This window comes from Tetragenococcus solitarius NBRC 100494 (assembly GCF_001544195.1).
Taxonomy (GTDB): domain Bacteria; phylum Bacillota; class Bacilli; order Lactobacillales; family Enterococcaceae; genus Tetragenococcus; species Tetragenococcus solitarius.
Genome location: NZ_BCPY01000038.1, coordinates 1 through 23,220, shown reverse-complemented (window position 1 = coordinate 23,220; position 23,220 = coordinate 1). Strand labels below are relative to the sequence as shown.

Below are 23,220 nucleotides of genomic sequence, written 5' to 3'. Positions count from 1 at the left end.
CATTCAAAAAAATAACGTCCATCTTTTGGACGTTAACTTTACGGACTCCGGCAGTAGGACTCGAACCTACGACATCATGATTAACAGTCATGCGCTACTACCAACTGAGCTATGCCGGAATAATGGAATAACAAAAAATAAGTGAGGTCTAGGCCTGATAATAACCTAGACCTTACGGGAGATATGTTTTACTTGCTTATATGCATCCAAGTAAATTTCGCCTTTATCTCCATCATAGGTGGCTTCGTAATACATGTCATCTGACAAAGTAGTTCTTAACAATGCTTTATTATTTTGCAATGTTTTAGAAGCCCAAACAGTATAAATATGAAATTCTGGCGTTTCTTCACTTTTATCTGATTGTTCATCGATATAATCGCGAATAATACTTTTACTTGTCTTCAAAAAATCTTTTGGTTGCAATTCTTTTCTCCCCTTTTGATTTATCTTTAACTCGGACAGCAAATCACACTACACATACGTTAGTAACAATAAGCTATACCAAAGCAACTACAAGTTTAATATAACAAATTACTTTTAAATCAGCAAATTATAAGCTTTGAATTGCTAGCAAAACTTACAGTGACGCAAATAAAAAAGAATACATCTCTGAAGTGAGCCCCAATAGTTAAATTGTTGGGGCTCACTTCACTTAAATTCTCTTTTTTTAATCGCGGAATTTTTATAAGAGAGTGCTATTCTTTGGGTTCTAAATCCTCAATAGAGTCAATGTCCATATATTCTGGAACCACAAAACCGTTTTGCAATCCTTCCAAATTTGGTCCTAAATCAACAACCTCGTCTTCGTGTTTATCATACAAGTGGCCTTGTGTCACCGGTAATGCTGGAGCAACGCTTGCATCTGCACTACCACCAGCAAGGCTTTCAAATAAAATCGCAGGATCTACTTCTGTAACGGTAACATCATAACCGTAATCACTTAATACTTGTTCCATCACAGCTGCAGATGCTTGCTCTGCTTCCCAAGGCATAGTAACAAGCTCAATTTCTTCATCATTTACTTCTTCTACGTTTTCTGTCCACTCTTCAATTTTATCCTGATTATCTTCCATCCAATTGGAAGCAGCTGTTTCGACATCCGTATTTTCTGCTTCATACATTATTTCTTCCACATCGTCTAACTCCCAGTTAAAGGCATCGAGTATTTCATAAGCACTAGGCATATCTTCTTCTAGTCCTAAACGTGTAATCGTATGGGCCGCTTCAGAATCCCCCATGGTGTTTTGAGGGTCATCCAACATTTTTAAATCATATTCAATAAACATATGATGAGGCACCCAACCGGTAAAAACAATGGGTTCTTCATTTTTTATTGCATTATCTAACTGTGCAAGCATTCCTGCTGTTGAACTTTCTTCAAGATTCCACCCAGCAAGGTTATCATAACTGTCCAGTGTATCATAAGAAACTTCCGTAATACCTGCTCCAGGCTCAATCCCTGTAATTGTATAATCTACTTCTTCGCTATAATTAATATCCCCTTGAGCCTCAGTAGAATTTTCTGTCTCTCCATTATCACAAGCAGCAAGTAAAAAAATAGGGGCTAATCCCAAAATCAATAATATTTTTAATTTGTTCACAAAATACAACACCTTTCTGATTACTATTTGTTACTACCTTTTAAATAAAATCTTACATTTTTAGGACTTCATTATTATCAGATCCATCGGATTTAGTCTCTATAATCCTTTGTGTGAGCGATAACAAAACTTTCAAAAATAATTGTTTTACTGAAGCCATTCTTATTCTTAGTGGATCCGAATTTTTGCTTTCACCACCTCCATCAACCAAGCAACATAATTCTTTTATATTACTTGGCATAATTTCAAAAGTTTTGAAAGTTCCAAATTTGCGGCGCCACAATAATGCGCCGTTTTCGCATTCACATACCATTCAACTTAACATAAAGGCTGAACATAAGCAAAATACTCTAGCATTGCTTTATTTTTTTGCCATAAATTAGTAGAATGAAGCAAAAGAATAAACAAAAATTGCAATATAAGGAGTAAATAATGGTTACATTAAAAACAATTGAACCTTCTGATTACCAAGCTGTAGACAGCCTTATCCGAAGAGCATTTACAAATACTGAAGAAGGTTACGGAAATGAAGCAGAGCTTGTTGCTAACTTAAGAAAAGATCCAACTTATCAAAGTTATTTCGAAATTGTTGCTTTAAAAAACGATACTGTCGTTGGCCATGGACTTTTAAGCGAAGTTTCTGTTTGTAAAGATGATGAAACAATGAGTACTGGACTTTGTCTGGCCCCGTTAGCAGTGTTACCTCAAGAACAAAACCAAGGAATTGGCGCTAAAATTTTAACGGAGCTTGAAACTCGAGCCAAACAAGAAGATTATCCTTTTATCAGTATTTTAGGGCATCCTGCCTATTATTCAAAATTTGGTTATCAATTAGCTAGACATTATTATATACAAGCGCCTTTTCCTGTTCCTGAGGAAGCTTATTTTATAAAAGAATTATATCCGAACAGCTTAAAAAACGTACAAGGGACTATTTGCTATCTAGAAGCGTTTAACGAATAAAGAAGTCAAGTTAATTCTAGAGCGGAGGCGATTAAAAATGGCAATAAAAATCATAGTTGCATACGAACATCCTTATGAAATTAAGAAACTGTTTGCTGAATACACCCATATGTTAACCACACAAAATGAGCAAATGAACGACTATCTAACGCTTCAAAATTATACAGATGAATTAGACCATTTAGAAGAAAAATATGGTCTGCCCGAAGGTCGCTTATACCTAGCTTATTATGACAGTCAACTAGCGGGTTGCATTGGTTTAAAAAAACTGGATGACCACTATTGTGAAATGAAACGGCTTTATGTACGTCCTGCTTTTAGAAGAAAACATATCGGAGCGCATTTAATCGATAAAATCATTGAAGAAGCACGCCAAATTGGTTACAAGCATATGTTGTTAGATACTTTACCTTTTTTAAACGCAGCAATGATTAGTTATAAAAAACGTGGATTCTACGAAATCAAAAGTTACAATAATAGTCCAGTAGAAGACGCTATTTATATGCAACTTGATTTGTAAAACAGAAAAAACTAGTCAGATGAGTAACTATCTGACTAGTTTTTTAAACGTTCATATTTCTATTTTTTGTACATATACTCTCTAGTCATCGGTAGACCTTGACCGCTCGTACCATTGACTAATAGATATTGCATAACATCAATGTTGCCTGCTTCAAATGAGGCAGCACAAGCTTGCAAATAAAGAGACCACATACGGGAAAATGGTTCGCCATAACGTTCCACTACCGTGTCAATGTGTTGTGAATAGTTTTGGTACCAGATTTCAAGTGTTTTTTGATAATGACGTCTTAGCGGTTCAAGATCTGTCAATTGCAAACCTGCGTTCATAATATTGGTTAAGTTTTCTGCAACATTTGGGATATATCCACCTGGGAAGATATATTTTGCAAGAAACGGATCAGTTCCTACACCTTCATGTTGTCCCGTAATTCCATGAATTAATGCACGTCCATTAGGTACAAGTAACTTTTGCACTTGTTCAAAGTACTTAGGTAAGTTTTCTTTTCCTACGTGTTCAAACATCCCGATGGAAGTTGCGTAATCAAATTTTTCCTCAACTTCACGGTAATCTTCTAAATAAACATCAACTTGTCCTTCTAGGCCTCTAGCTTTAATTTCTTCTTTGACTTGGTCGTACTGTTCTTGGCTTAATGTGATTCCAGTCGCTTTAAGGCCAAATTCTTCAGCTGCCATAAAAAGTACAGACCCCCAGCCACAACCGATATCTACTAATGTTTTTCCGCGTTCCGGATTTAATTTTGTCAAAACATGACGTACTTTATTTTTTTGCGCTTGTTCAAGCGTGTCATTTTCATCTTTAAAGTAAGCACAAGAATAGGTCATCGTTTTATCTAACCAAAGACGATAAAAATCATTCCCGATATCATAATGACTTTGAATATCTTGTTTAGACTTTTTTTCAGAATGTGAGATTTTTGGCAGATATTTTAAAAATCCGCTATTATCCGTAATAAAACTATTTACACTACGATAAGCAGAAGCAACAAGTTCTTGTAGACTCCCTCTTACTTCGATATCTCCATTCATATATGCTTCGCCTAAAGTCAAAGTGGGAAGCGATGTTAGCTCTTTGATGGGGATAGCTTTTCTTAGCTCGATCTCAACCTCAGGCGAACCTTCACCGTAAACCTCACTTGTGCCATCCCAATAGTCCACTTTAACCGGGATATCAAAAGCATGGCCTAAAAGCTTATCATAAGTTTTCTTTTCTAACATTCAAAACACTCCATCTTTATAAAATATATGTATGATACTCAAATATTGTCTTAACCATTCTGCAAATTCATTAATAAGAAACGAGTTTCGTCCTACTAGCAGAACAATTTTAGATCAATAAAATAAATATAACACTATCGATTTCGCTCGTAAACAGAAACGTTCTCCCCTTGCAACCTTTTTCTATATAAGCAATGACCGTAGTTTTTAGTAAAAGAAAAGTATTCCTTCATTTTTTAAACTAAACAAAGTTGATAGAAAAAACTTGCATTAACTCGTTAATCACCTCTTCAGGAGTTTCATTTTGCCCAGTGTCAATCCATTCTTGGATGACTCCTAGAATAGCGCTGCTCATAAAAGCGGTCAAATATTTTTCAGTTATTTCAGTATTTATTGGCAATGTAACATGCGGAAGGATATTTCTTTTCGCATTTTCCCCTAGCATAACTTTGACCTTTTCCTGAATTTTTGTCGAACCGTTTTTAGAAAGCAGTAAAGACAATACTTGGCCTTCTTCATGTAAAAACTGAATGGCATTTTTTATAAACGTTCTTTTGTCTGGATACATAGCTTTTTCAAAAATAACGGCTCCTTTGGCTCTTTTTTCCATGTTTGCTTTTTGATAATTTACTACCGGCTCATATTTATCTACATAGTGCAAATAAAACCCGCTCCGACTCACTTTCGACTGCATATATCTTTTATAGTCATTTGATCAAAATTTTTTCCCGCAGTAAAACAAACACGGCTTGCAAAATTTTATCTTCTGTTTTTATAAACCGAAAATTATTCTTTTTATGTGTCATTTTTACCTCCCTAAAACTGGGCAACTTTTTCAAAGTGTCTATTAACTCAATTTTTTGCTTGCATTCGTCTCATTTACTCTTATACTATTCACCATACATACTAATTAACATCATGTCCATTAAAATGGAGGGACTTTATATGGCTGTCATCGCAGCAATCACGCATGCAAATAAAACATTTGATAAACGAAAAGTTTTGCAAAATGTATCTATACAATTAGAAGCCGGAACAATTCTTGGCTTGATCGGTCCTAGCGGGGCTGGTAAAACAACAACGATTAAGTGTTTACTAGGGATGGAAAAGTTAGACCAAGGAACGGCAGAAATTTTTAATACACCAATGCCCAACCGCCAGCTGTTAGAAAATGTCGGTTATATGGGACAAAGTGATGCTTTATATGAAGATTTAAGCGCTAAAGAAAACCTCACCTTCTTTGGCAACCTTATGGGAATCAAAGGCGACGCACTTACTCGTTCTATTGAAAAAAATATGCAGCTCGTTAACCTGCAAGATTCCACCAATCAGCTGGTTTCTACTTATTCAGGCGGCATGAAGCGCAGACTTTCTTTAGCGATTACCTTGCTTTCAGATCCGGATTTATTAGTGCTGGATGAACCTACGGTGGGAATTGATCCAAGTTTGCGTGTTGAAATCTGGAAGCAATTACGACATTTAGTCAAAGAACAAAAAGCCATTATTGTAACCACACATGTGATGGATGAAGCGGAAATGTGTGACCAAGTAGGGCTTATTATTAATGGCGGCTTACTAGCCATGGGAACACCTGATGAACTTAAAGAAAAATTTACGGCGCATTCCATTGAAGAAGTCTTTTTGAAAGCTGAGGGAACAGAAAATGATTCGTTTTAAAGCCATTGTCATTAGAGTTGTCAAAGAATTGGTCCGCGACAAAAGAACGCTGGCCCTTATGTTAATTGCCCCTATTTTCATTCTTACGATGATGAATTTTGTCTTTGACTCTAACTCAGAAACACACGTAAAAATTGGATATAATTCGTCCGTTCCTTCAACAGTCATTGACGCTTTTCCTTCAGATAAGGTAAAAATGGAAAAGTATGATCAAGATAATAAAGTGAAAGAAACAATAAAAAATAATGTCTTAGATGCTTTTATTACATTGTACGATTCGACTTTTAACATTACCTATGAAAATGAAGATCCCAACAATACAACACAAATCCAAAACTTATTTAACCAGGCGCTCACAAGTAATAAATTAAAAGAATTATCAAAAGAAGTGCAAAAACTCGCTGCAACAACAGGCCAATCTCCACAAATAGAAAACTTCTCCGTTGAAAATGCTTATGTTTATGGAAGTAAAGATAGTTCATTTTTTGATAAAATTCTTCCGATTCTTATCGGATTTTTTGTCTTTTTCTTTGTTTTCTTAATATCCGGGATCGCTTTGTTAAAAGAGCGTACTTCCGGGACACTCGAGCGCTTACTGGCGACCCCTGTAAGAAGAAGCGAAATTATCTTTGGGTACCTGGCAGGCTATGGAATATTTGCGATAATCCAAACTTTAATCATCGTACTTTACTCCGTTTATTTACTTAATTTAGAAATTGCAGGAAACTTTGGCTGGGTATTAGCAACAAATATTTTAATTGCGCTTGTTGCTTTAGTCATGGGCATTTTTGTTTCTACTTTTGCTAACTCGGAGTTCCAAATGGTACAGTTTATTCCCCTAGTTGTTATCCCGCAAGTCTTTTTTCGGGGATCATTCCGTTTGATACCATGGTCGATTGGGTTCAAAAAATTGGATACGTCCTGCCATTAAGCTATGGCGGTGACGCTCTTTCAGCAATCATGGTTAAAGGACAGGGGGTTGACGATATCAAATTAGACTTAGGTATCCTTTTGTTATTTGTTGTGATATTTACTATCTTAAATATCGTCGGTCTTAAAAAATACAGAAAAGTATAGTCCATAAGCTATCCTATTTTCGACAATTACAAGGTAAATAAATAGAAGTAAAAGAGAAACTCATTATAATCACCTCTTCTACTTCTATTTTTATGAGATTAACAATCGGTCTCTGCGTTTTTTGTTTTGATAGTCAATAAACGGTTGTTTTTATCATGATATATACCTATTGAAGTAACATTTATCGTTAAGCATTTTTTTAACTTGCTTCTATAATTTCAGTATCCGCAGGAGGAGACAATTCCAACCTACTTGCTTTTGCGTAAGCTACAGAAAAGCATTTTTTTAGTTCCTTTTGTATTTAATAGTGATGGATTTAGAAATATTCATCTTCTAGAATACTCATCATCACAATATCATGCCACTTTCCCTTCCGATAAAGTGCTTGTCGTTGCTTGCCTTCATATGTAAATCTCATTTTTTCATATAACTTGATTGCCCTTTTATTAAAAGAAAAGACTTGTAGATAAATTCGATGTAAATTTAATTCAAGGAAAGCGAATTCGAGGATTAATGCCATTGCCGAAGCCCCAATACCTTTATTCCACATGTCTTTCACACCAATATCAATAATACATTCAGCTGAACGGTTTTTATCATCAATATTTACTAGAGAAACGATCCCCACAGTTTGTTTTGTCTCTTTATGTTCAATCATATAACCCTTGGCGTTCGATTGAGAGGCAATTTCTGAAATAAATTGTTCAGTTTCTTCTAAAGTGTGCATATCTAAATGAAGGCTCGTATTTTCCATAACTTCCACATCATTACACCAACTGTGATAAACGTTAGCATCATCAGTCGTTAATTTCCGCAACTTAATCGTTTCATTTTCAAACATTTTACTGCACTCCTCAAGTTAAACTATTTTGTAACATCTCATTCATTTGTTGAAGTATAGCCGAACTATCTGCATCAGAAGTAGATTGATAATAACGATGTAACATAAGACCATCTATCATAGAGATGAGTAATTCAGAAAAAGCATTGAGATCGATTTGTTCTTTAAACTCCCCGCTTTTAATTCCAAGTTGGATAAATTGTTGAATATTTTGAGAAAGCTTTTGATGTCTTTGTCGTAAATAAGGAACTTCTTCTATATTATGAGAAAGAAAAAATTCTGACTTTGCACGCACTAGGTTTGTTTCTTCTTCCGTAATGGAGGCAACCATCTCATATATCCAATCGTTTAATTGAGTAAAGAAATTTTCTCTAACATCAGTTCTTAATAAACCTTGAGCTTGTACCGCATCATCATGTTTTAATGCAGCGATAAATACTGCATCGATATTTTCAAAATAGGCATATAAACCACCCCGAGACACATTAGCCTCCTTCATAATGTCTTTCATCGAGGTATTGGTATATCCTTTTTTAGCAAAAACGTTAATGGCAGACTTAGCAATCTTATTTTTCCTTGACTCCAAATACTTTTCACTTACTCGTGGCATAAAGAATCTCCTTACAATAAAATAGACAATGTTGTCTATTTTATTGTAAACGGAAACGAACTTATTGTCAAACAACTCAATGGATTCTTCCCTTTTTACCAACTTTTAAGCTTCATCTTATTCAAAAATTTTATTGAAATAAAACCATACTCGCTGCAAATAAACCAAAGCACAAATAAAAACTATTTACTACCAGACAGATTTTTAACCAATAATCCTTCTCTGCCATACTTGAGTAAGTTGTGATGGTAAAAATCCCTCCAATAATCATAAAAATCGCATAACTTAAAATGATATTTTCCGCGTTTGGACTTTTTAATGCCCAATCAAACATCCTGATTGGTAAAATCGTCCAAGGGATGAACACTACTAAAGTGTTCATTACTGTTATTAGCTTCTCTTTCATAGGAATCATTTCCTTTCTTTTTGGCCAAAACAAATACTGGCAAGTACTAAAAAGCCGACCATCATAACACAAGCAATAGGAATCCAAGGAAATAAGCTGATGTTAAATGTACCAAATCCTGGCGCCAAATTACCGTATTCTGAAACCACCATATAATAGGAATAACAAAACGGATAGATATACCAATACTCAGAATTAATCATCAAAACCGAAGGAACAATCGTAGCTAACCCAATACCAATGGCAAAAATTGGTGTTTGTACAACCACAGAAAGGAACCAGTAAAAAGCCAGCATTGGTAAAGAAGTGAGATAAATCAATCCAATTTCTTTGAGCACTAATAAGAGGCCCAGTACAAAATTATAGTCGGTCATTGCTGTCATCAAATAAGCAGCCACATAGTAAATACCAATGGTAAAGAGAAGTTGAATAGCCGCTAATACTAATAGCACGATAAATTTTGCGAGACTCATCCGTTTTGAAGCAATCGGTAAAGATAACATTTTCGTCAAAGCTTGATTGTTTTTTTCATTCTGATTGATTAGTAAAGTAACCACTACCATACTTGCAGGGTAGATGAACCAAACCAACGCCATTAGTCCCTGAATAAAAAAATTATGTTCAGGTGTAATGCCATTTTCCATGCCAAAATTCATGTCTGCATTTAATAAGGCAGGAAACCATACAACCAGCATAGCTAAAAATAAAATCAAAAGAATCTTAGAACGCTTAATTTTTTTGAATTCCACTCCTATAAGTGTCAGCATGTTCATCTTGTTCTCCTCCTAAACTTTATAATTAGTACTTCGATGAGTGACAAAACCAAAATTTCCACAATCGCTGCGATAATTTTATACATTTCTTGATCGGTCTCAAATAATGTTTGAAAAGGTAGAGCAAATGGAAATAAGGAAAGTTCGAAGCTTTTTTGATAAATCATAGTCGCTAAAAAGACCGCAGTTACATTGATTCCAAGGCTCACCCAAATATTCTCGAATAATGACGCAATAACCAAAGCAAGAAAAACTGCTGGCAAGTGCATGAAGAAAAGATAGCCAAAATTTTTCATAAGTCCTATTCCAAAATTCTCATAAAAGTCAAACCATTGATAAGTAGCGATTACGATGGCAATCATCTCCAAAAAAAGAACAATGGTTGACAAGAAAGCTAGTAATAAGGATTTATTAAAAAACAAACTGCTCTCTTTAATAGGTAAAGTTTTCATCTTTTCCAAAGCATGTTCCGAGTATTCTATAGAATAAAGTAAGCAAGCCCCTGTGATTATCAAGAAGGAGTTTAACATCGCCAGCATCTGCCAATTATCTGTCAGTAATTTTTCCATAGGTTCAACATTTGGCAAGTTCTGATCTGATAGTATCAGCCTTAAGATGGGGATGGCAGCTGCGAGAAGGCCACCTAAGACAAACGCTAGCAATAATCCGGTTCGCTTGATTTTCTTGAATTCTAAGAAACAGTTCATGCCTTAATCCCCCTTCGGATATTATCTTCTTAAACTAACTGCAAGAAAGTATCTTCTAAGTTACCTTCTGTTCGATCCGATGAATGAAAGTTCGTTTTTAATTCATCAATACTGCCTTCAAATAACAAATTTCCATGGTTTAGAATTCCAATCGTATCAGCAACTCTTTCGATTTCTGAGAGTAGATGAGACGAAAGAATCACCGTACATTGTAGTTTTTCCGGTAAAGTTTGAATGAGTGTCCGAATTTCGTGTACACCCACTGGATCTAAGCCATTGGTCGGCTCATCTAAAATTAAAATCGCAGGTTTACCAATCAAAGCAATCGCTAAGCCAAGGCGCTGCTTCATTCCTAAAGAATATTTCTTGGCTTGTCGAGCTTTCCATTTCCCTAATCCTACAATAGACAACGCTTCTTCAATCGAAGCCTTGGGTAAGCCCAAAATTCGACGAATAATATCTAAATTTTCTTCTCCTGTTAAATTGCCATAAAAAGCAGGTGCTTCGATAAAGGATCCGACTTCTTTTAGGATTTCATTACGATTTTGCGGATATTGCTTATGATTTATTGTAAAAGCTCCACCACTCGGTTGGGTAAGGCCTAAAAACATTTTCATTAGCGTCGATTTTCCTGCGCCATTGGGTCCCAATAGCCCGTAGACTTTTCCTTTAGGAACTTGGATATTCACCTTTGATACCGCCGTAAAATCAGCATAATTTTTACTTAAATTTTCTGTTACAATCACATTCATGGTTTGGTTCCTCCTTTGTTACTTCGAGTTTACTGAACCAACCTTACATCCTCCTTCTCTTTTCCTTACTTCTACCTTACATTTTCACTGAATCAAACAAATTTTAAAGAAAATAAGCTACAATAAAAGTAATGTTAAAGAAGGTGGAAAAATGAACGAAGATTATCTAAAAGAGAAACGAATTTTAATTGTAGATGATGAACCAGAATTATTAGAAATGGTGGTTTCATTTTTACAAGAAGAAGGTTTTAAACAAATTGATACGGCCAATACAGTAAAAAAAGCCGTCGAAGTTGTACAAAAGACGGCCCCTGATTTAGCGATTTTAGATGTCATGCTGCCTGATGGCGATGGTTTCTCATTAATGAAAGAATTAAAACAGACAACAGATTTTGCGACCATTTTTTTAACTGCACGTGGAGAAGATACAGATCGGCTAACCGGATTAGGCTTGGGTGCAGATGATTATTTGGTAAAACCTTTTTTACCCAAAGAATTAGTTTTTAGAGTTTTAGCTATTCTTAGGAGAACTTATAAAGAAGAACCTACTTTAGTGCAATTAAAAAACTGCCAGATCGACTTTGCTCGTGCCGAGATAATTAAAGAAGAAAAAACGCTTTTTTTGACAGCAAAAGAACATGCCTTGCTTAAAGCTTTGTACCATAATGCTGGGCGTATTGTCACGATAGACGCTTTGTGTGAAGCTGCTTGGGGCGAAAATCCTTTTGGCTACGAAAATACCTTGATGGCACATATCCGACGGATTCGTCAAAAAATAGAAAAGCAGCCTTCCAATCCTGTTTCCCTGATTACGGTTAAAGGACTAGGTTACAAATTGATTGTGGAGGATTCTTGATATGAAAAGCGTACCGAAATTTATCAGTCGATCTATTGGTTTACTGGTTTTAAGCATCCTATTGTTACTCACAGCAAATGCCATTCTAGCTATCGTTATCTTCCACCAACAATTTTCCGGAGAAGCTTCGTATAGCAGCTCTCCTTACAAATACACGCAAAAAATTGCGAATCATTTTACAACAACTAATAATCACTATGAATTAGATGAATTCTATTTGGAAAAAATCGAAGCCGATCATGTGTGGGGAATTATTGTAGACGAAAAAAGTCAAAAAGTTGTCTGGCAGACAGATAATCTTCCGGAAAACATCCCGCAGACGTATTCTCTAGCTGATATTTCAGACCTAACATTAGGATATATCAAAGGGTATCCAACTTATGCCGGTGAAGTCGACCAAGATTTGCTAATTCTTGGCTTTCCAAAGACAAGTTACTGGAAAATGATGACCCCTAGCTGGAGTTATCGATTTATCGTCAATGTGCCACAAATCCTGCTAGTGGTTTTAACAGTCAATATTATTGTTATCTTGTTCATCTATCTTTGGTTTAGTGGAAGAATGGTCCGTTCTGTGGTTCCTCTTGTAGAAGGAATCAAAAACTTACCGACAGGACTGCATGAAAAAGTCCGTGAAAAAGGACCCCTTTCAGAAGTGGCAGAAAACATCAACCAAACGTCAAAAGTTCTTGAAGAACAAGAAAAACAATTAAGCAAAAAAGAAGCAGCTCGAGCGGATTGGATTGCTGGAATCTCTCATGATATCCGCACCCCTCTTTCAATGGTCGTAGGTTACGCTAGTCAGTTAGCAGATAGTTTGTCGCTTTCAAAACAAGAAAGAGAGAAGTCAAAAATTATTTTCACTCAAAGTCAGAAAATCAAACAGTTGGTCAACGACCTAAATCTTTCCTCAAAACTAGAATACAGTATGCAACCGATCCATTTAGAAAAAGTGAATCTTCTCTCTTTGGTACGACAGGTTATCGTAGAGTTTATCAATAACAATCTTGATGAAAAGTATAATATTAAATGGTTTTTTGATGACTTCCTAGATTCATGCTTAATCCAAGCAGATGCAGAATTATTCAAACGAGCCATTACAAACCTGATACAAAATGCAATCGAACACAATCCCAATGGTTGTACGATTTATGTTTCGATCAAAGCAAAAAGAAATGACATTCTGGTTATAGTTGAAGATAATGGCGTAGGAGTTAGTGATTTACAGCTCAAACAATTGAACAATTCTTCGCAAGGCTTGCTTAGTAAAAATACAAAACTTGAGCAGTCTCACGGCTTAGGTTTACGCATCGTTCGTCAAATCATTGAAGCACATAATGGAAAAATATTTTTAGAAAAAAGCAAACAGGGCGGTTTTTCAGTGACTATAGTAATTCCTCAAGCTCCGATAAACTGAGCACTCTTTTCTGGGTCTATAATATTTAGTGTTGTTACTAAAAGGATTAGTAATAGCACTAATTTTTTATATAACAAAAAAACTTTCTAACAACAACCATTAGTTGTTAGAAAGAAAGCTGGAAATTTTTACAGCGTTTTACTGACTTTAATTGCTTCTTGAATCAATTGAAGCCCTTCATCGATTTTATCCACTGGAATACTCGTTGTGTTCAATTTAAGAAACTTTTGATTTTGTGTATAGCCGGTTAAATAATTGACCTTATAATTATCCACCAATATCTGACGTTGAATCAACTCTTCATGCAATTTATTCATATTGATTTGTTTGGGTAATTTGATGACTGTATGCATCTGATTATTATCATTAAATGAATAGGCCGAAAAATATTTTTTTAATCCCTTTCGAAGTTCATTGGCTTTTTGTTGATGTTTCAGCACAATTTTATCCTTATGATGAGCGTACAAATCACTTTCGATAAATGTTTGCATAATGATCTGACTTAAAGAATTTGTATGTATATCACTAATTTCTTTAAAACTTTGGAAATCATCAAGTAAACTTTCAGGAAGAACCGCTAATCCTAGACGTTGTCCGGGAAACATAATTTTGGAAAAACTCTTTAAATAAATCACCCGCTGATGAACATCTAATTCAAAAAGTGTTTGATAGCGATTCCCTCCCTCAAAGTCTCCTAAATAGTCATCTTCGATAATATAAAAGTCATATTTTTCTGATAAAGCTAGAACACTCTTTTTTTCTTGCTCAGTCATTGTTGTTCCCAGCGGATTATGTAAGCGCGGCATTAGATAGACAAAGTCAGGCCGTTCTTCTTGGATCACTTTTTCCAGTTCCTTGATTTGTATTTTATTCCAATCGCGACTATAAATGACATGATTCAATTGTAAGCGTTCAATCAAATGAACCATCTGACTGTATGTTGGCTGTTCTATCAGAATAGATTTTTTTCTAGTCATTATGATCAAAGAAAGAATATGCAAAGCTTGCTGCGAACCACTTGTTATCATGATTCGTTCGTTCTTAGTAAAAATTTGTTCTTCTTCTAATAATGTCTGAAACAAATCCTTCAATTCTTCATTACCAGCTATGTCTCCATAAGTGAATAGCTCTGTCTTTTTATTTTGAATCGCAATTTCTAAACATTGCGAATAATTTTCCCAAGGGAAATCTGTCCAAGAAGTAGAGGCAGTAGAAAAGTCATAGCTATTTTCAACAGTAGCTTCTTTATGATTGACAGAGAGAACAAAATAACCCACATTTGCTTTTGCGTAAATTTGATTCATCGTTACTAAGTATTGTAAAGCGTGTGTTACAGTCGATTGACTTGCGCCAAAAACTTCCATCAACTTTCTAACCGGGGGTAGCTGTTCTTCATACTTCCCTTCTTCAATAAGAAGTAAAATCTGATGAGCAATAGACTGATATTTATACACCTGATTCCCTCCTTCTGTCTCCAGACTACCATAAAGCAACTTTAGGATAACTGTTACTTGATTTGTTTGTATCGATACAACGGGATAAATCATTTTTCTATACATGTTTATTTTTCCTTATGATAAAACACAAGGAGGATGTCTATGAAAAAAAATAATGCCCTATTAGCCGCCACAATTTTTTCTATTATTATTGGTTTGTCATTTATGTTTGTCAAAATCACTTTAACTTACGAAGGACAGTTACTCATATTAGCCCAACGTTTTACTTTTGCTTTTTTAGGTGTACTTGTATTTTGTGTAATAAAGTCTGTTTCATTGCGGTTAAACCCAAGAGAAACCGCTCTTGTATTTCTCATTTCCTTATTTTATCCGTTAATATTTTTTAGCAGCCAGATACTAGGACTTGATCATTCGACTGTTACAGAAGCGGGAATTATCCAAGCGACCGCTCCAGCCATAACCGTGTTACTTGCCAGTTTATTTCTAAAAGAACATATCCAAAAAATACAAGGCATCGGTATTTTTTTAAGTATTGCCGGCGTTATCTTTTTACAGTTAATGAGCCGTTCTGGAAACTATGAATTTCATCTGATAGGAAATTTACTGATTGTCGTATCTATTCTAGCAACAGCTGTTTATCAAGTCATGTCAAGAAGCGTCACACAAAAAGTATCCCCTCTACAAGTGACGATATATATTATTTTTGTGGGCTTTATCTTCTTTAATAGTATCTACTTCATCCAAAATGGATCATTAAATGAATACGCCCATTCTATGACAAAACTTCCTTATTTGTTATCCATTTTATTTTTAGGGGTCTTATCAACCGCTGGAACCTCTTTATTATCCATTTTTGCTGTATCAAAATTGCCCGTTATTCAAGTCAGTGTCTTTAATAACCTAGCTACTCTTATTACTATTTTATCAGGAATCATCATCTTAAACGAACCTTTTCATTACTACCATATTATAGGAGCGATTATCATCATCTTAGGCGTTCTACTTGTAAATACTCATAACCGGCCCCGTCGCATTTATGAAAAAAAGAAATGATTTGGCGCATACTATTTTTTCAAAAATCTCTTCGGTGCTTCTACAACCAAGCAGAGTCCCCGATACTATCGAAGACTCTGCTTGGTTCTTTATTAATTGACGGTAAATGCAATATTGCCAAATTGAAGCCCTGCTGCCATTCTTTTTAAAGCAAGTTTATACTCGCTTAGTTGATATGTTCGATCAATGATCGGCTTGATTTTATAATCTGTTACCAATTGAATCATTTGATCAAACTCTTCTTTGCTTCCCATAGAAGTACCTAAAAGGTTAAACTGAGAGTAAAAAAATTCTTTTAAAGATAGTTCCACCTCTGAACCAGAACTCTGACCAAAATTTACAATAGTTCCATTAGGCTTTAATACCTCAAAATACTTAGGAAAGGTTGCGCTCCCTATACTATCCAAAATTAAATCAGCCTTCCTATATTGAAAAACTCTCTGCCAATCTTCATTTGTATTTAGTAAATAATCAGCACCAATTTCTTTCGCCTTTTGTAATTTTTGTTCGTTTCTTGAAGTGACAGTTACCGTTGCCCCAATGGCTTTTGCAAATTTTAAAGCATAGGTAGCGACACCACTTCCAATCCCAGGAATAAGCAAATGCTGTTTTGGCTGTAGTTGTCCTTTTGTAAATAATGCACGGTAAGCAGTCAAAGCGGATAAAGATAGTACACCAGCTTCTTCCCATGACAAAAAGGATGGTTTTAAATAAACATTTTCTTGTGGAACAATGACTGTTTCTGCAAATGTACCATCTGTTGGTGAACCTAAAATTTGAGGTAGCTCGGGAACGACTTCTATTTTGTCCCAGTATAAACTGGGATTAATAATCACTTCATCTTGCAGATGAACTGCTGAAACACTATCGCCTATCGATTCGACTATCCCTGCCCCGTCGGATCCGAGGATGAACTGCTTTTGCTCGTTTAACGAATCCTTAAGCACAAACAAATCTCGTCGGTTCAAGCCAGCTGCTTTCAGACGAACCTTTACTTCACCTTTTTTAGGTTGCTGCTCTGGCAATTCACTAAATGAAGGTTCCTTATTCCCATTAAATACAACAGCTTTCAAACTAAAAACCTCTTTCCATTCTCTTTTGTTATCAGACATTTACTCTTACCTATATAAACAAAAATCTATCATTAATATGTGGCTTATTGTATAGTGGTTATACTAAAAAAGGAAATACAAATTGGTTATCATAGTGATAACCAATTGTTATGGGAGAAAACTTATGAACTTGGAATGGTTAGAAACATTTACTATCATCGCAGAAGAAAAAAGTATTACACAAGCAGCCGAAAAATTACACATATCTCAACCAGCCTTAAGCAAACAATTAAAAAACTTAGAAAATAAGTTCGATGTTCCTTTAGTCTACCGCTCTGCCAAAGGCATAACTGTCACTGAAGCTGGCGACTGCCTATATAAAAAAGCAAAAAATTTACTTTTTCAAGCTGCTGCTATCGAGCAAGAAATGCATACCTTCGCTCGCTCAAAAAACTTACGTGTTGGTTGTTTACCTAGTTTAGCAACTTCATACCTTCCAACAATGCACTTCAATGAACATAGTATTTTCATTCAAAACGGCTCTGAAACTTTAGTCGATTCATTAGGAAATAATCAGATAGATATTGCATTAATCGATAACACATTTAGTAATGAAAAATTCAATAAGGAAACACTGTTTACAGAAGAGTACATAGTAATTGCACCTAAAAGTTATCAATTGGGACACAACAAGGGTCTAACATGGCAAGAAATACAATCGTTTCCAATGATTTTACATGCTGCTCCATGTGATTCAAACAGTCGAATCCTTTCTTATGTCAAACAAAGTGGAAATGATATCAATCTGGTAAAAACCGTTCCCTTTGGCGATTTTTTATATGGTTATGTATTAGCCAAAGAGGGGCTGACAATTGTACCAAAACTTATTGCTAAAAATTTAAGTCATCTGGACGTAGATCAAATCCCTATTCCAGAATTAAAACGGACCATTGTCGTAACAGCAAAAAGTCAACAGCCAATCGTTCAATTCTTCAATCGCTAATTAGGTAAAAAAGGAAGCGAAAAATAATACAGCTGTATTATTTGTATCGATACAAACGACATTTTTATTTTCCTTAATAATCTTTTTTTCTGCATAAAGAACCAATCGACTTAAAAAGTGGTTGGTTCTTTTTGTATTATCTAAAAAACTCTAATAATAAAAATTTAGCTTCCGTTTCGAAACAGCCGTTAATTTAACCCCCCTTCAATAAGTCATTTTTCAAAATCAGTAAGCATAAAAAAGATAAAATTTTAACCAGAAAATAGTAAGTTATTTTATATTTGTTTCTGAAGCAATCAGATAGACACCTCGCCAGCTTTCTTTTACTGCATCAGCTAGCGCTAAAGCAAAATCTGCGTAACTAATCGTTTTTGTCAAAAATTCTTCTTCAATTAGTAGGTTTGCTTTTTTCTTGGGAACACGTAAATTAAATACATACTTTATTGATTTATTTCTATTGTCATCAGGACAATATTTCTGATAACTTCCTAGTCTTTTTCCTTCAGGGACAAAAGTAGGAGGTGGGATAAGGTAAGCCCAAGGATCTTTAAAAGAGTGTTGTTCTAAGTGCTCTCTTAATTTTGTATGAGCTATCCCCCTAGGCAATGTTACGGTAGGAAATCGGCTATCCTGCCAAAATCGACTTCCATCCTCTTTTTTAAGAGAACCCGCACCTCCAACAATCACTATCGGAATTTTCTTTTTGGCAACAATAGCTTTTCGTATCATATTATCTAATTCAACTAACGCATTTTCAGAGATATCCCCTCGTAAACGGATTGCATGAACAAGCACATCAATATCTTGGACCGCTTTTTTTAAACTCGTTAGATCCTCTATATTTACGATAACAGTCTCCACTGTATTTTTTGCTAGCTTAGGTAAACGTTGTTTGTCTTCTGCTGTTCTTAAGGCTGCGACTGGCTGAATGCTAGGATCATCAGCTAGTTCTTTTAGTACTAATTGCCCCATCTTTCCAGTTGCACCTAGGACCAGAACTCTTTTCATAAGCTGCTCCTCCTCTTACGTTGCTTTTACCGTTAACGAAATCAACCACCCAATGAAAAATAAACATGCTAAAAACAAAAAAGAAAAAGTGTAGTTCCCAATTTTTAATAATTGAACAGCTACTAAAGGACCTAAGCTCGCACCGATAAAGAGAACAAATGTATAAAGAGAAACTGCTAAGCTGTGTTTTTCTTCTCCTAATTGTCCAACTAGATTAATGAGTGTCGGAACAGTTAGCGCAATTCCCCCTACAAAAATGACACTCATCATTACTAAGAAAGTTAAATTTTGACTCATTCCTACTAAAAGCATTCCTACCAAAGCCAATGCTAAAGCATATTTCAATAAACGCTCAATTGTAAATTTATTAGCCAATTGTCCAGCAAATGGAGCGAGCAGCATCCCAAAAATTCCTACAACTCGCACATTAAATATATCACTACTGTTTAATGCAAATTTTTCTACTAGATATTCACCAAGTACACTATAAAAAGCAACAAAGGTAAGTAATAACATGATCGCAATCACATAAACTTTAAACAAGTTTCTAGAAAAAAATAATTGAAAGAAATTTCTGAACATAGAATGTAAATGATTCTGGTTCGCCTTCTTTGATACTGAAGGAACAAACATAGCAACGACAATCGCGGTAATAACATAGAAAAAACCAAATACATAAAAAACAGACTGCCAGCTAAAATGTTGGCTTAAATAGCTACTTGCTATTTGACCGATAATTGCAGAAACTAAAAAGCTTGAACTAACAATTCCCACTATAGTTCCCCTTTTTTGTGGTGCAAATTTTTCTATAATATATGCAACGACTACTGGAGCAAAGCTTGAAGCTGCTAAGCCTTCGAGTCCTCTCCGAATGATTAACCACGATAAACTACTTCCCATTGGCAATACTTCTGTCGTAAGGGCCAACAAAAGCAATCCTACAATTATTATCGTTTTTCTGCCAAATCTATCGGATAAAGGACCCGTAAATAAGCATCCGATTGCATAAAAAAGTGAAAAAGCTGTCCCTGACCAAGCCACTTGGCTAATTCCTGCTTGAAAACTTTGACTTAAAATTGGCATCATCGGGATAGTTATATAATTACTAGCAACAATAACCAAACCACACCAAAACAAAATAACAGACAATAATGAGTCATTTATATTTATTACTGATCTTTCCTGATTCATTTTTAGCCTCTCTCCTAACACTTATGTAAATTAAGCCCCTTATTTGTAAATAAGTTACAAACATTGTATTTTATTTACATAAAATAGTCAACAGTAATTTGTAGATTATTTACTTTTGTTGTAAAATAGTTACAAATATAGTGATTTTAAGTGCGAGGTGAAAAAAATGAATGCAAACGATAATGATCTTTCAGCTTTGTTAGACTTTGATTTATTGAAACGCTTAGTCGTTGGCATTGGTGAGGTCTCTGAAATCACAGGAATTCCTACAAGAAAAATTAGATATTGGGAAGACAAAGGGGCCATTCAATCTGAAAATGAAACAGAAGGTTCTACTCGTCGTTACAATTACTTGAATGTCAAAAAAATGCTTTTAATACAAGAAATGTTAGATGAAGGTTTTACTTTGGATTCTGCAATTAAAAAGGTAGAAAAACGGATGATCGCTATGGACGAGGCTTTCAAAAAATTAGCAGATACGCTTGAAGATGAGTAAAAAAAGGTTGGGCTTTTTCCCCAACCTTTTTTTAATTCATGTCATTCTAAAAGAAAGACGACCTCTCGAATAATTTTCCAATTGCCATCATTATTTTTCCATGTAATATTAAATAAAAATTCTTGGTCCATATCGAACTGCTGCATTCTTCTTTTTAAAATAATATTTCCCATCTTCCCATCATTATCAGCGAATAAAATTTGGTGTTGGGTGTTCAATGGCTTAGCCTTTGAATCTTTTAAATGTTGAAAAAATTGGATATTATCGTCTTTAGTCAATATCTCAACAGAATTATCCAGAGAAATTCGAATAAACTTTAATGAATCATCGTAGATTTCTTTTAGAAATTCGATATCATAGCTTGTTCCCCCTTGAATGAGGGATTTGGTTAACTGCTTAATCTGTTCATCAGTCATTTGATTTACTCCTTCAGTCCTAAATTGGGATCAGTATAGGCATACATCCGAGTAATTAGCCCGGTCACAGGATTAATTTCGAAGACATTGCACATACGATTATCTTTGATTATCTGCCCGTTTGCTAATTTTCCGTACTCTACCCCCTCTACTACTACACGATAGTCTTGCACAGTAAAGATAAACTCCTCTTTCTTAAAAAATAATTGTTTGAATTGTTGGACTAATTGTTTATTCACTTCTTCAAACGCTTGACGTCCATAGGAAACGCCAAAGTTGGCAAAAAACACTCCACACTTTTCATCAAACAAGTCCATAATTGCTTCATGACTTCTTGATTCTACTGCTTCAAAATAAGCCATGGCAACTTTTTTAATATCTACATTCATCTTCAAATCTCCTTAATTAATACCAAACTTGGGATCAGTATATACATACATCCGAGTAATTAACTGTGTTTGCTCATCAAATTCAAAAACACTGCAAAATTTATTATCCTTAATTGGAAATCCATCTAAATTTTCTCCATATTCGACGCCTTCAACCACCAATCGATTCCTTTGTTGTGTATATTTGAATCGCTCGAAGCGATAATGAAGCTTATTTGCGCGAAATTGAAAGCTACTTTCTTCATTTGATAAATTATGATTCAGCTTTATATACTCTTGTTTCCCTCTCACAACGCCCGTATCTGCAAAATATAACACGCAGTTTTCATCAAATAAGGACATAATACCTTTAAACTTTTGTTCTTCCACTGCTTTAAAATAATCGTTTGCGACTTTTCTATAGTTTTTCATCTTTTCACCTCGTAAGAGTTTTATGCAGTAGTATCTGTATACTTTAGTTCATATTATTGTAGAATGTTTTCGAAAATCTAGGAGAAGAAATGCCCACGTATGTAAATGTTCTATACTCATAAAAAACTCCATTCTGGTGTGCTGAAAACTATCTATGAAAACATAAACCAAAATTACGTCTAAAACAGTAACAGATGCCTTACAATTTTTATTATTGGTTTCTTTCTTGCTTTCAGTTCAAAACAATGAGAAACCATTCATCCAATTTATTTCCATCGAACACCTATCTTTCGATAACTTAATAAAAGAATACCATCTCCCAACAGATAAAAAAATATCGCACTTTTTTGTGCGATACTTACAAAAAGGTGAGTAATGAGAGATACAGCTAGTTACTTCATTCCTTTGTATTATGAAATTTCTCATCTTACATACTGATTTCTGCGCCAAAAGAGCATAATTCATTAAGGATTGGAATGAATCGTCTTCCTTTGTCAGACAGAGAATATTCCACTTTCGGTGGAACCTGAGGATATTCTTTACGAATAACCATACCATCTTGTTCTAATTCTTTTAACTGACTGCTTAACATTTTATGCGTAATTTCACATACATTATTTTTTAATTCACCGTAGCGCAATACTTCTTTACATGCTAATTCATAGATAATCCTTAATTTCCATTTTCCTTCTATAATCGATAATGCCTGAACAAATGCTGGTTGTGTTGATGGGCAAAGTGTTGTCATATGAGTTCACTCCTTTAAGTTTCTTCTGTTTCAAAATATTCAATAAACTCTTTTTTACTAGACGATAAAATTAAATTGGTGGATGGTGTACCAAATTGCATAGAATCGTCAATAAATTGTTCTAATCCTTCAACAGAATTTGTGGCTATTTTAGCGATATAACTAACCTCTCCAGCCACCCGGTAACATTCCAAAACATCCGGGTGATCTTTGCAAAAATTATATAAACCTTGGCAATCTTTTGACTTAAATAAAACCATGGCGGTAATTTCTCGTTTCATTTTCTTTAAAGAAATATTGGCAGAGTATCCTTTAATAACCCTTGATTCTTCTAATTTTTTTACTCGTTCAATCACTGTTGGTGGCGCCATATGTACTTTTTCGGCTAATTCTTTCATAGAAATTTTAGCGTTTTTTTGTAGTATACGAATAATTTCCTTATTAATTTCATCCACGGGTATTCTCCCCTTTTTTTAATAGGTATCTTACCCTAAACTTCTCATTATTTAAAGAAAAACATCATCTTTTCCTTTTTTAGCTTATTCTCTCTGTATTAATTCT

Annotated in this window: 27 protein-coding genes, 1 tRNA gene and 1 pseudogene; 9 read left to right on the top strand and 20 right to left on the bottom strand. The window is 34.8% G+C overall.

Annotated features, from left to right (window positions below; all coding sequences use genetic code 11):
- Positions 1 to 45: 45 nt before the first annotated feature.
- From TS1_RS10025 to TS1_RS10015, 3 genes are all read right to left on the bottom strand, one after another.
- Positions 46 to 119: transfer RNA gene (locus TS1_RS10025), tRNA-Asn, on the bottom strand.
- Positions 120 to 165: 46 nt separating this feature from the next.
- Positions 166 to 423 (bottom strand): DUF6275 family protein, encoded by a 258-nt coding sequence (locus TS1_RS10020; RefSeq protein WP_068710348.1) that lies wholly within the window; start codon positions 421 to 423, stop codon positions 166 to 168.
- A gap of 272 nt (positions 424 to 695) precedes the next feature.
- Positions 696 to 1,601 (bottom strand): glycine betaine ABC transporter substrate-binding protein, encoded by a 906-nt coding sequence (locus TS1_RS10015; protein WP_068710346.1) that lies wholly within the window; start codon positions 1,599 to 1,601, stop codon positions 696 to 698.
- Positions 1,602 to 2,033: 432 nt separating this feature from the next.
- On the opposite strand from TS1_RS10015, the gene TS1_RS10005 reads away from it, so the two are divergent.
- Both TS1_RS10005 and TS1_RS10000 read left to right on the top strand, forming a co-directional pair.
- The gene (locus TS1_RS10005; RefSeq protein ID WP_068710341.1) at positions 2,034 to 2,564 is read left to right on the top strand and encodes a GNAT family N-acetyltransferase; all 531 of its coding nucleotides are present in this window, start codon (positions 2,034 to 2,036) and stop codon (positions 2,562 to 2,564) included.
- 37 nt (positions 2,565 to 2,601) lie between these two features.
- Positions 2,602 to 3,084 carry a GNAT family N-acetyltransferase gene (locus tag TS1_RS10000; RefSeq protein WP_068710339.1) on the top strand — a complete coding sequence of 161 codons (483 nt, stop codon included), beginning with the start codon at positions 2,602 to 2,604 and terminating at the stop codon, positions 3,082 to 3,084.
- Positions 3,085 to 3,143: 59 nt separating this feature from the next.
- Here TS1_RS10000 and TS1_RS09995 read toward each other — a convergent pair whose 3' ends face one another.
- Both TS1_RS09995 and TS1_RS09990 read right to left on the bottom strand, forming a co-directional pair.
- Positions 3,144 to 4,322 carry an SAM-dependent methyltransferase gene (locus TS1_RS09995; RefSeq protein WP_068710337.1) on the bottom strand — a complete coding sequence of 393 codons (1,179 nt, stop codon included), beginning with the start codon at positions 4,320 to 4,322 and terminating at the stop codon, positions 3,144 to 3,146.
- A 241-nt stretch (positions 4,323 to 4,563) separates the two neighbouring features.
- Positions 4,564 to 4,983, bottom strand: coding sequence for a TetR-like C-terminal domain-containing protein (locus TS1_RS09990; RefSeq protein ID WP_169792375.1), 420 nt, complete (start codon positions 4,981 to 4,983; stop codon positions 4,564 to 4,566).
- A 284-nt stretch (positions 4,984 to 5,267) separates the two neighbouring features.
- Here TS1_RS09990 and TS1_RS09985 point away from each other — a divergent pair, with 284 nt between their 5' ends.
- Complete coding sequence (locus tag TS1_RS09985; RefSeq protein WP_068710335.1) at positions 5,268 to 5,999, top strand: ABC transporter ATP-binding protein; 732 nt, start codon at positions 5,268 to 5,270, stop codon at positions 5,997 to 5,999.
- Positions 5,986 to 7,076, top strand: a pseudogene (locus tag TS1_RS09980) (ABC transporter permease). Before TS1_RS09985 ends, TS1_RS09980 begins: the two are co-directional and overlap by 14 nt.
- A gap of 316 nt (positions 7,077 to 7,392) precedes the next feature.
- Here the strand turns inward: TS1_RS09980 and TS1_RS09975 are convergent.
- The 6 genes from TS1_RS09975 to TS1_RS09950 form a co-directional block, all read right to left on the bottom strand.
- Positions 7,393 to 7,917 (bottom strand): GNAT family N-acetyltransferase, encoded by a 525-nt coding sequence (locus TS1_RS09975; RefSeq protein ID WP_068710333.1) that lies wholly within the window; start codon positions 7,915 to 7,917, stop codon positions 7,393 to 7,395.
- A 13-nt stretch (positions 7,918 to 7,930) separates the two neighbouring features.
- Positions 7,931 to 8,527 carry a TetR/AcrR family transcriptional regulator gene (locus TS1_RS09970; protein WP_068710331.1) on the bottom strand — a complete coding sequence of 199 codons (597 nt, stop codon included), beginning with the start codon at positions 8,525 to 8,527 and terminating at the stop codon, positions 7,931 to 7,933.
- A 130-nt stretch (positions 8,528 to 8,657) separates the two neighbouring features.
- Positions 8,658 to 8,933, bottom strand: coding sequence for a hypothetical protein (locus TS1_RS09965; protein WP_068710329.1), 276 nt, complete (start codon positions 8,931 to 8,933; stop codon positions 8,658 to 8,660).
- Between the two features lie 5 nt (positions 8,934 to 8,938).
- Complete coding sequence (locus tag TS1_RS09960) at positions 8,939 to 9,706, bottom strand: ABC transporter permease (RefSeq protein ID WP_068710327.1); 768 nt, start codon at positions 9,704 to 9,706, stop codon at positions 8,939 to 8,941.
- Positions 9,703 to 10,413, bottom strand: a complete 711-nt coding sequence (locus TS1_RS09955; protein WP_068710326.1) for an ABC transporter permease — start codon at positions 10,411 to 10,413, stop codon at positions 9,703 to 9,705. The genes TS1_RS09960 and TS1_RS09955 overlap by 4 nt, the downstream gene beginning before the upstream one ends.
- A 29-nt stretch (positions 10,414 to 10,442) precedes the next feature.
- The gene (locus tag TS1_RS09950; RefSeq protein ID WP_068710325.1) at positions 10,443 to 11,165 is read right to left on the bottom strand and encodes an ABC transporter ATP-binding protein; all 723 of its coding nucleotides are present in this window, start codon (positions 11,163 to 11,165) and stop codon (positions 10,443 to 10,445) included.
- 151 nt (positions 11,166 to 11,316) lie between these two features.
- Between TS1_RS09950 and TS1_RS09945 the strand changes: the two genes are divergently transcribed.
- Positions 11,317 to 12,021, top strand: coding sequence for a response regulator transcription factor (locus TS1_RS09945; protein ID WP_068710323.1), 705 nt, complete (start codon positions 11,317 to 11,319; stop codon positions 12,019 to 12,021).
- Between the two features lies 1 nt (position 12,022).
- Entirely contained in the window at positions 12,023 to 13,435 is a 1,413-nt protein-coding gene (locus TS1_RS09940; RefSeq protein ID WP_068710321.1) for a sensor histidine kinase, read from the top strand.
- 128 nt (positions 13,436 to 13,563) lie between these two features.
- Here the strand turns inward: TS1_RS09940 and TS1_RS09935 are convergent, their stop codons facing one another.
- Positions 13,564 to 14,889, bottom strand: coding sequence for an aminotransferase-like domain-containing protein (locus tag TS1_RS09935; RefSeq protein ID WP_169792374.1), 1,326 nt, complete (start codon positions 14,887 to 14,889; stop codon positions 13,564 to 13,566).
- A gap of 144 nt (positions 14,890 to 15,033) precedes the next feature.
- Between TS1_RS09935 and TS1_RS09930 the strand changes: the two genes are divergently transcribed.
- Entirely contained in the window at positions 15,034 to 15,945 is a 912-nt protein-coding gene (locus TS1_RS09930; RefSeq protein WP_068710317.1) for a DMT family transporter, read from the top strand.
- 92 nt (positions 15,946 to 16,037) lie between these two features.
- Here the strand turns inward: TS1_RS09930 and TS1_RS09925 are convergent, their stop codons facing one another.
- Entirely contained in the window at positions 16,038 to 17,057 is a 1,020-nt protein-coding gene (locus tag TS1_RS09925; RefSeq protein WP_157061664.1) for a zinc-binding dehydrogenase, read from the bottom strand.
- Between the two features lie 124 nt (positions 17,058 to 17,181).
- Between TS1_RS09925 and TS1_RS09920 the strand changes: the two genes are divergently transcribed.
- Positions 17,182 to 18,000 (top strand): LysR family transcriptional regulator, encoded by an 819-nt coding sequence (locus TS1_RS09920; protein WP_068710315.1) that lies wholly within the window; start codon positions 17,182 to 17,184, stop codon positions 17,998 to 18,000.
- Positions 18,001 to 18,270: 270 nt separating this feature from the next.
- Here the strand turns inward: TS1_RS09920 and TS1_RS09915 are convergent, their stop codons facing one another.
- Together TS1_RS09915 and TS1_RS09910 are read right to left on the bottom strand one after the other, a co-directional pair.
- The gene (locus tag TS1_RS09915; protein WP_068710313.1) at positions 18,271 to 19,008 is read right to left on the bottom strand and encodes an NAD(P)-dependent oxidoreductase; all 738 of its coding nucleotides are present in this window, start codon (positions 19,006 to 19,008) and stop codon (positions 18,271 to 18,273) included.
- A gap of 15 nt (positions 19,009 to 19,023) precedes the next feature.
- Positions 19,024 to 20,199 (bottom strand): MFS transporter, encoded by a 1,176-nt coding sequence (locus TS1_RS09910; RefSeq protein WP_068710311.1) that lies wholly within the window; start codon positions 20,197 to 20,199, stop codon positions 19,024 to 19,026.
- 166 nt (positions 20,200 to 20,365) lie between these two features.
- On the opposite strand from TS1_RS09910, the gene TS1_RS09905 reads away from it, so the two are divergent.
- Complete coding sequence (locus tag TS1_RS09905; protein WP_068710309.1) at positions 20,366 to 20,695, top strand: MerR family transcriptional regulator; 330 nt, start codon at positions 20,366 to 20,368, stop codon at positions 20,693 to 20,695.
- 41 nt (positions 20,696 to 20,736) lie between these two features.
- Here TS1_RS09905 and TS1_RS09900 read toward each other — a convergent pair whose 3' ends face one another.
- The 5 genes from TS1_RS09900 to TS1_RS09880 all read right to left on the bottom strand — a co-directional run bounded on the left by TS1_RS09900 (position 20,737) and on the right by TS1_RS09880 (position 23,114).
- Positions 20,737 to 21,111, bottom strand: coding sequence for a nuclear transport factor 2 family protein (locus TS1_RS09900; protein ID WP_068710307.1), 375 nt, complete (start codon positions 21,109 to 21,111; stop codon positions 20,737 to 20,739).
- Between the two features lie 5 nt (positions 21,112 to 21,116).
- The gene (locus TS1_RS09895; protein ID WP_068710305.1) at positions 21,117 to 21,500 is read right to left on the bottom strand and encodes a nuclear transport factor 2 family protein; all 384 of its coding nucleotides are present in this window, start codon (positions 21,498 to 21,500) and stop codon (positions 21,117 to 21,119) included.
- Positions 21,501 to 21,512: 12 nt separating this feature from the next.
- A complete protein-coding gene (locus tag TS1_RS09890; protein ID WP_068710303.1) occupies positions 21,513 to 21,911 on the bottom strand; it encodes a nuclear transport factor 2 family protein in 399 nt (132 codons plus the stop codon).
- Positions 21,912 to 22,338: 427 nt separating this feature from the next.
- Complete coding sequence (locus TS1_RS09885; protein ID WP_068710301.1) at positions 22,339 to 22,659, bottom strand: winged helix-turn-helix transcriptional regulator; 321 nt, start codon at positions 22,657 to 22,659, stop codon at positions 22,339 to 22,341.
- 14 nt (positions 22,660 to 22,673) lie between these two features.
- Positions 22,674 to 23,114 carry an Lrp/AsnC family transcriptional regulator gene (locus tag TS1_RS09880; protein WP_068710299.1) on the bottom strand — a complete coding sequence of 147 codons (441 nt, stop codon included), beginning with the start codon at positions 23,112 to 23,114 and terminating at the stop codon, positions 22,674 to 22,676.
- Between the last annotated feature and the right edge of the window lie 106 nt (positions 23,115 to 23,220).

Bases quoted from the DNA above. Each gene is read 5' to 3' on its own strand.
- TS1_RS10005 (WP_068710341.1), top strand. From the start codon at position 2,034: ATGGTTACATTAAAAACAATTGAACCTTCTGATTACCAAGCTGTAGAC.
- TS1_RS10000 (WP_068710339.1), top strand. From the start codon at position 2,602: ATGGCAATAAAAATCATAGTTGCATACGAACATCCTTATGAAATTAAG.
- TS1_RS09995 (WP_068710337.1), bottom strand. From the start codon at position 4,322: ATGTTAGAAAAGAAAACTTATGATAAGCTTTTAGGCCATGCTTTTGAT.
- TS1_RS09985 (WP_068710335.1), top strand. From the start codon at position 5,268: ATGGCTGTCATCGCAGCAATCACGCATGCAAATAAAACATTTGATAAA.
- TS1_RS09975 (WP_068710333.1), bottom strand. From the start codon at position 7,917: ATGTTTGAAAATGAAACGATTAAGTTGCGGAAATTAACGACTGATGAT.
- TS1_RS09970 (WP_068710331.1), bottom strand. From the start codon at position 8,527: ATGCCACGAGTAAGTGAAAAGTATTTGGAGTCAAGGAAAAATAAGATT.
- TS1_RS09965 (WP_068710329.1), bottom strand. From the start codon at position 8,933: ATGAAAGAGAAGCTAATAACAGTAATGAACACTTTAGTAGTGTTCATC.
- TS1_RS09960 (WP_068710327.1), bottom strand. From the start codon at position 9,706: ATGAACATGCTGACACTTATAGGAGTGGAATTCAAAAAAATTAAGCGT.
- TS1_RS09955 (WP_068710326.1), bottom strand. From the start codon at position 10,413: ATGAACTGTTTCTTAGAATTCAAGAAAATCAAGCGAACCGGATTATTG.
- TS1_RS09950 (WP_068710325.1), bottom strand. From the start codon at position 11,165: ATGAATGTGATTGTAACAGAAAATTTAAGTAAAAATTATGCTGATTTT.
- TS1_RS09945 (WP_068710323.1), top strand. From the start codon at position 11,317: ATGAACGAAGATTATCTAAAAGAGAAACGAATTTTAATTGTAGATGAT.
- TS1_RS09940 (WP_068710321.1), top strand. From the start codon at position 12,023: ATGAAAAGCGTACCGAAATTTATCAGTCGATCTATTGGTTTACTGGTT.
- TS1_RS09930 (WP_068710317.1), top strand. From the start codon at position 15,034: ATGAAAAAAAATAATGCCCTATTAGCCGCCACAATTTTTTCTATTATT.
- TS1_RS09925 (WP_157061664.1), bottom strand. From the start codon at position 17,057: ATGTCTGATAACAAAAGAGAATGGAAAGAGGTTTTTAGTTTGAAAGCT.
- TS1_RS09920 (WP_068710315.1), top strand. From the start codon at position 17,182: ATGAACTTGGAATGGTTAGAAACATTTACTATCATCGCAGAAGAAAAA.
- TS1_RS09915 (WP_068710313.1), bottom strand. From the start codon at position 19,008: ATGAAAAGAGTTCTGGTCCTAGGTGCAACTGGAAAGATGGGGCAATTA.
- TS1_RS09910 (WP_068710311.1), bottom strand. From the start codon at position 20,199: ATGAATCAGGAAAGATCAGTAATAAATATAAATGACTCATTATTGTCT.
- TS1_RS09905 (WP_068710309.1), top strand. From the start codon at position 20,366: ATGAATGCAAACGATAATGATCTTTCAGCTTTGTTAGACTTTGATTTA.
- TS1_RS09900 (WP_068710307.1), bottom strand. From the start codon at position 21,111: ATGACTGATGAACAGATTAAGCAGTTAACCAAATCCCTCATTCAAGGG.
- TS1_RS09895 (WP_068710305.1), bottom strand. From the start codon at position 21,500: ATGAATGTAGATATTAAAAAAGTTGCCATGGCTTATTTTGAAGCAGTA.
- TS1_RS09890 (WP_068710303.1), bottom strand. From the start codon at position 21,911: ATGAAAAACTATAGAAAAGTCGCAAACGATTATTTTAAAGCAGTGGAA.
- TS1_RS09885 (WP_068710301.1), bottom strand. From the start codon at position 22,659: ATGACAACACTTTGCCCATCAACACAACCAGCATTTGTTCAGGCATTA.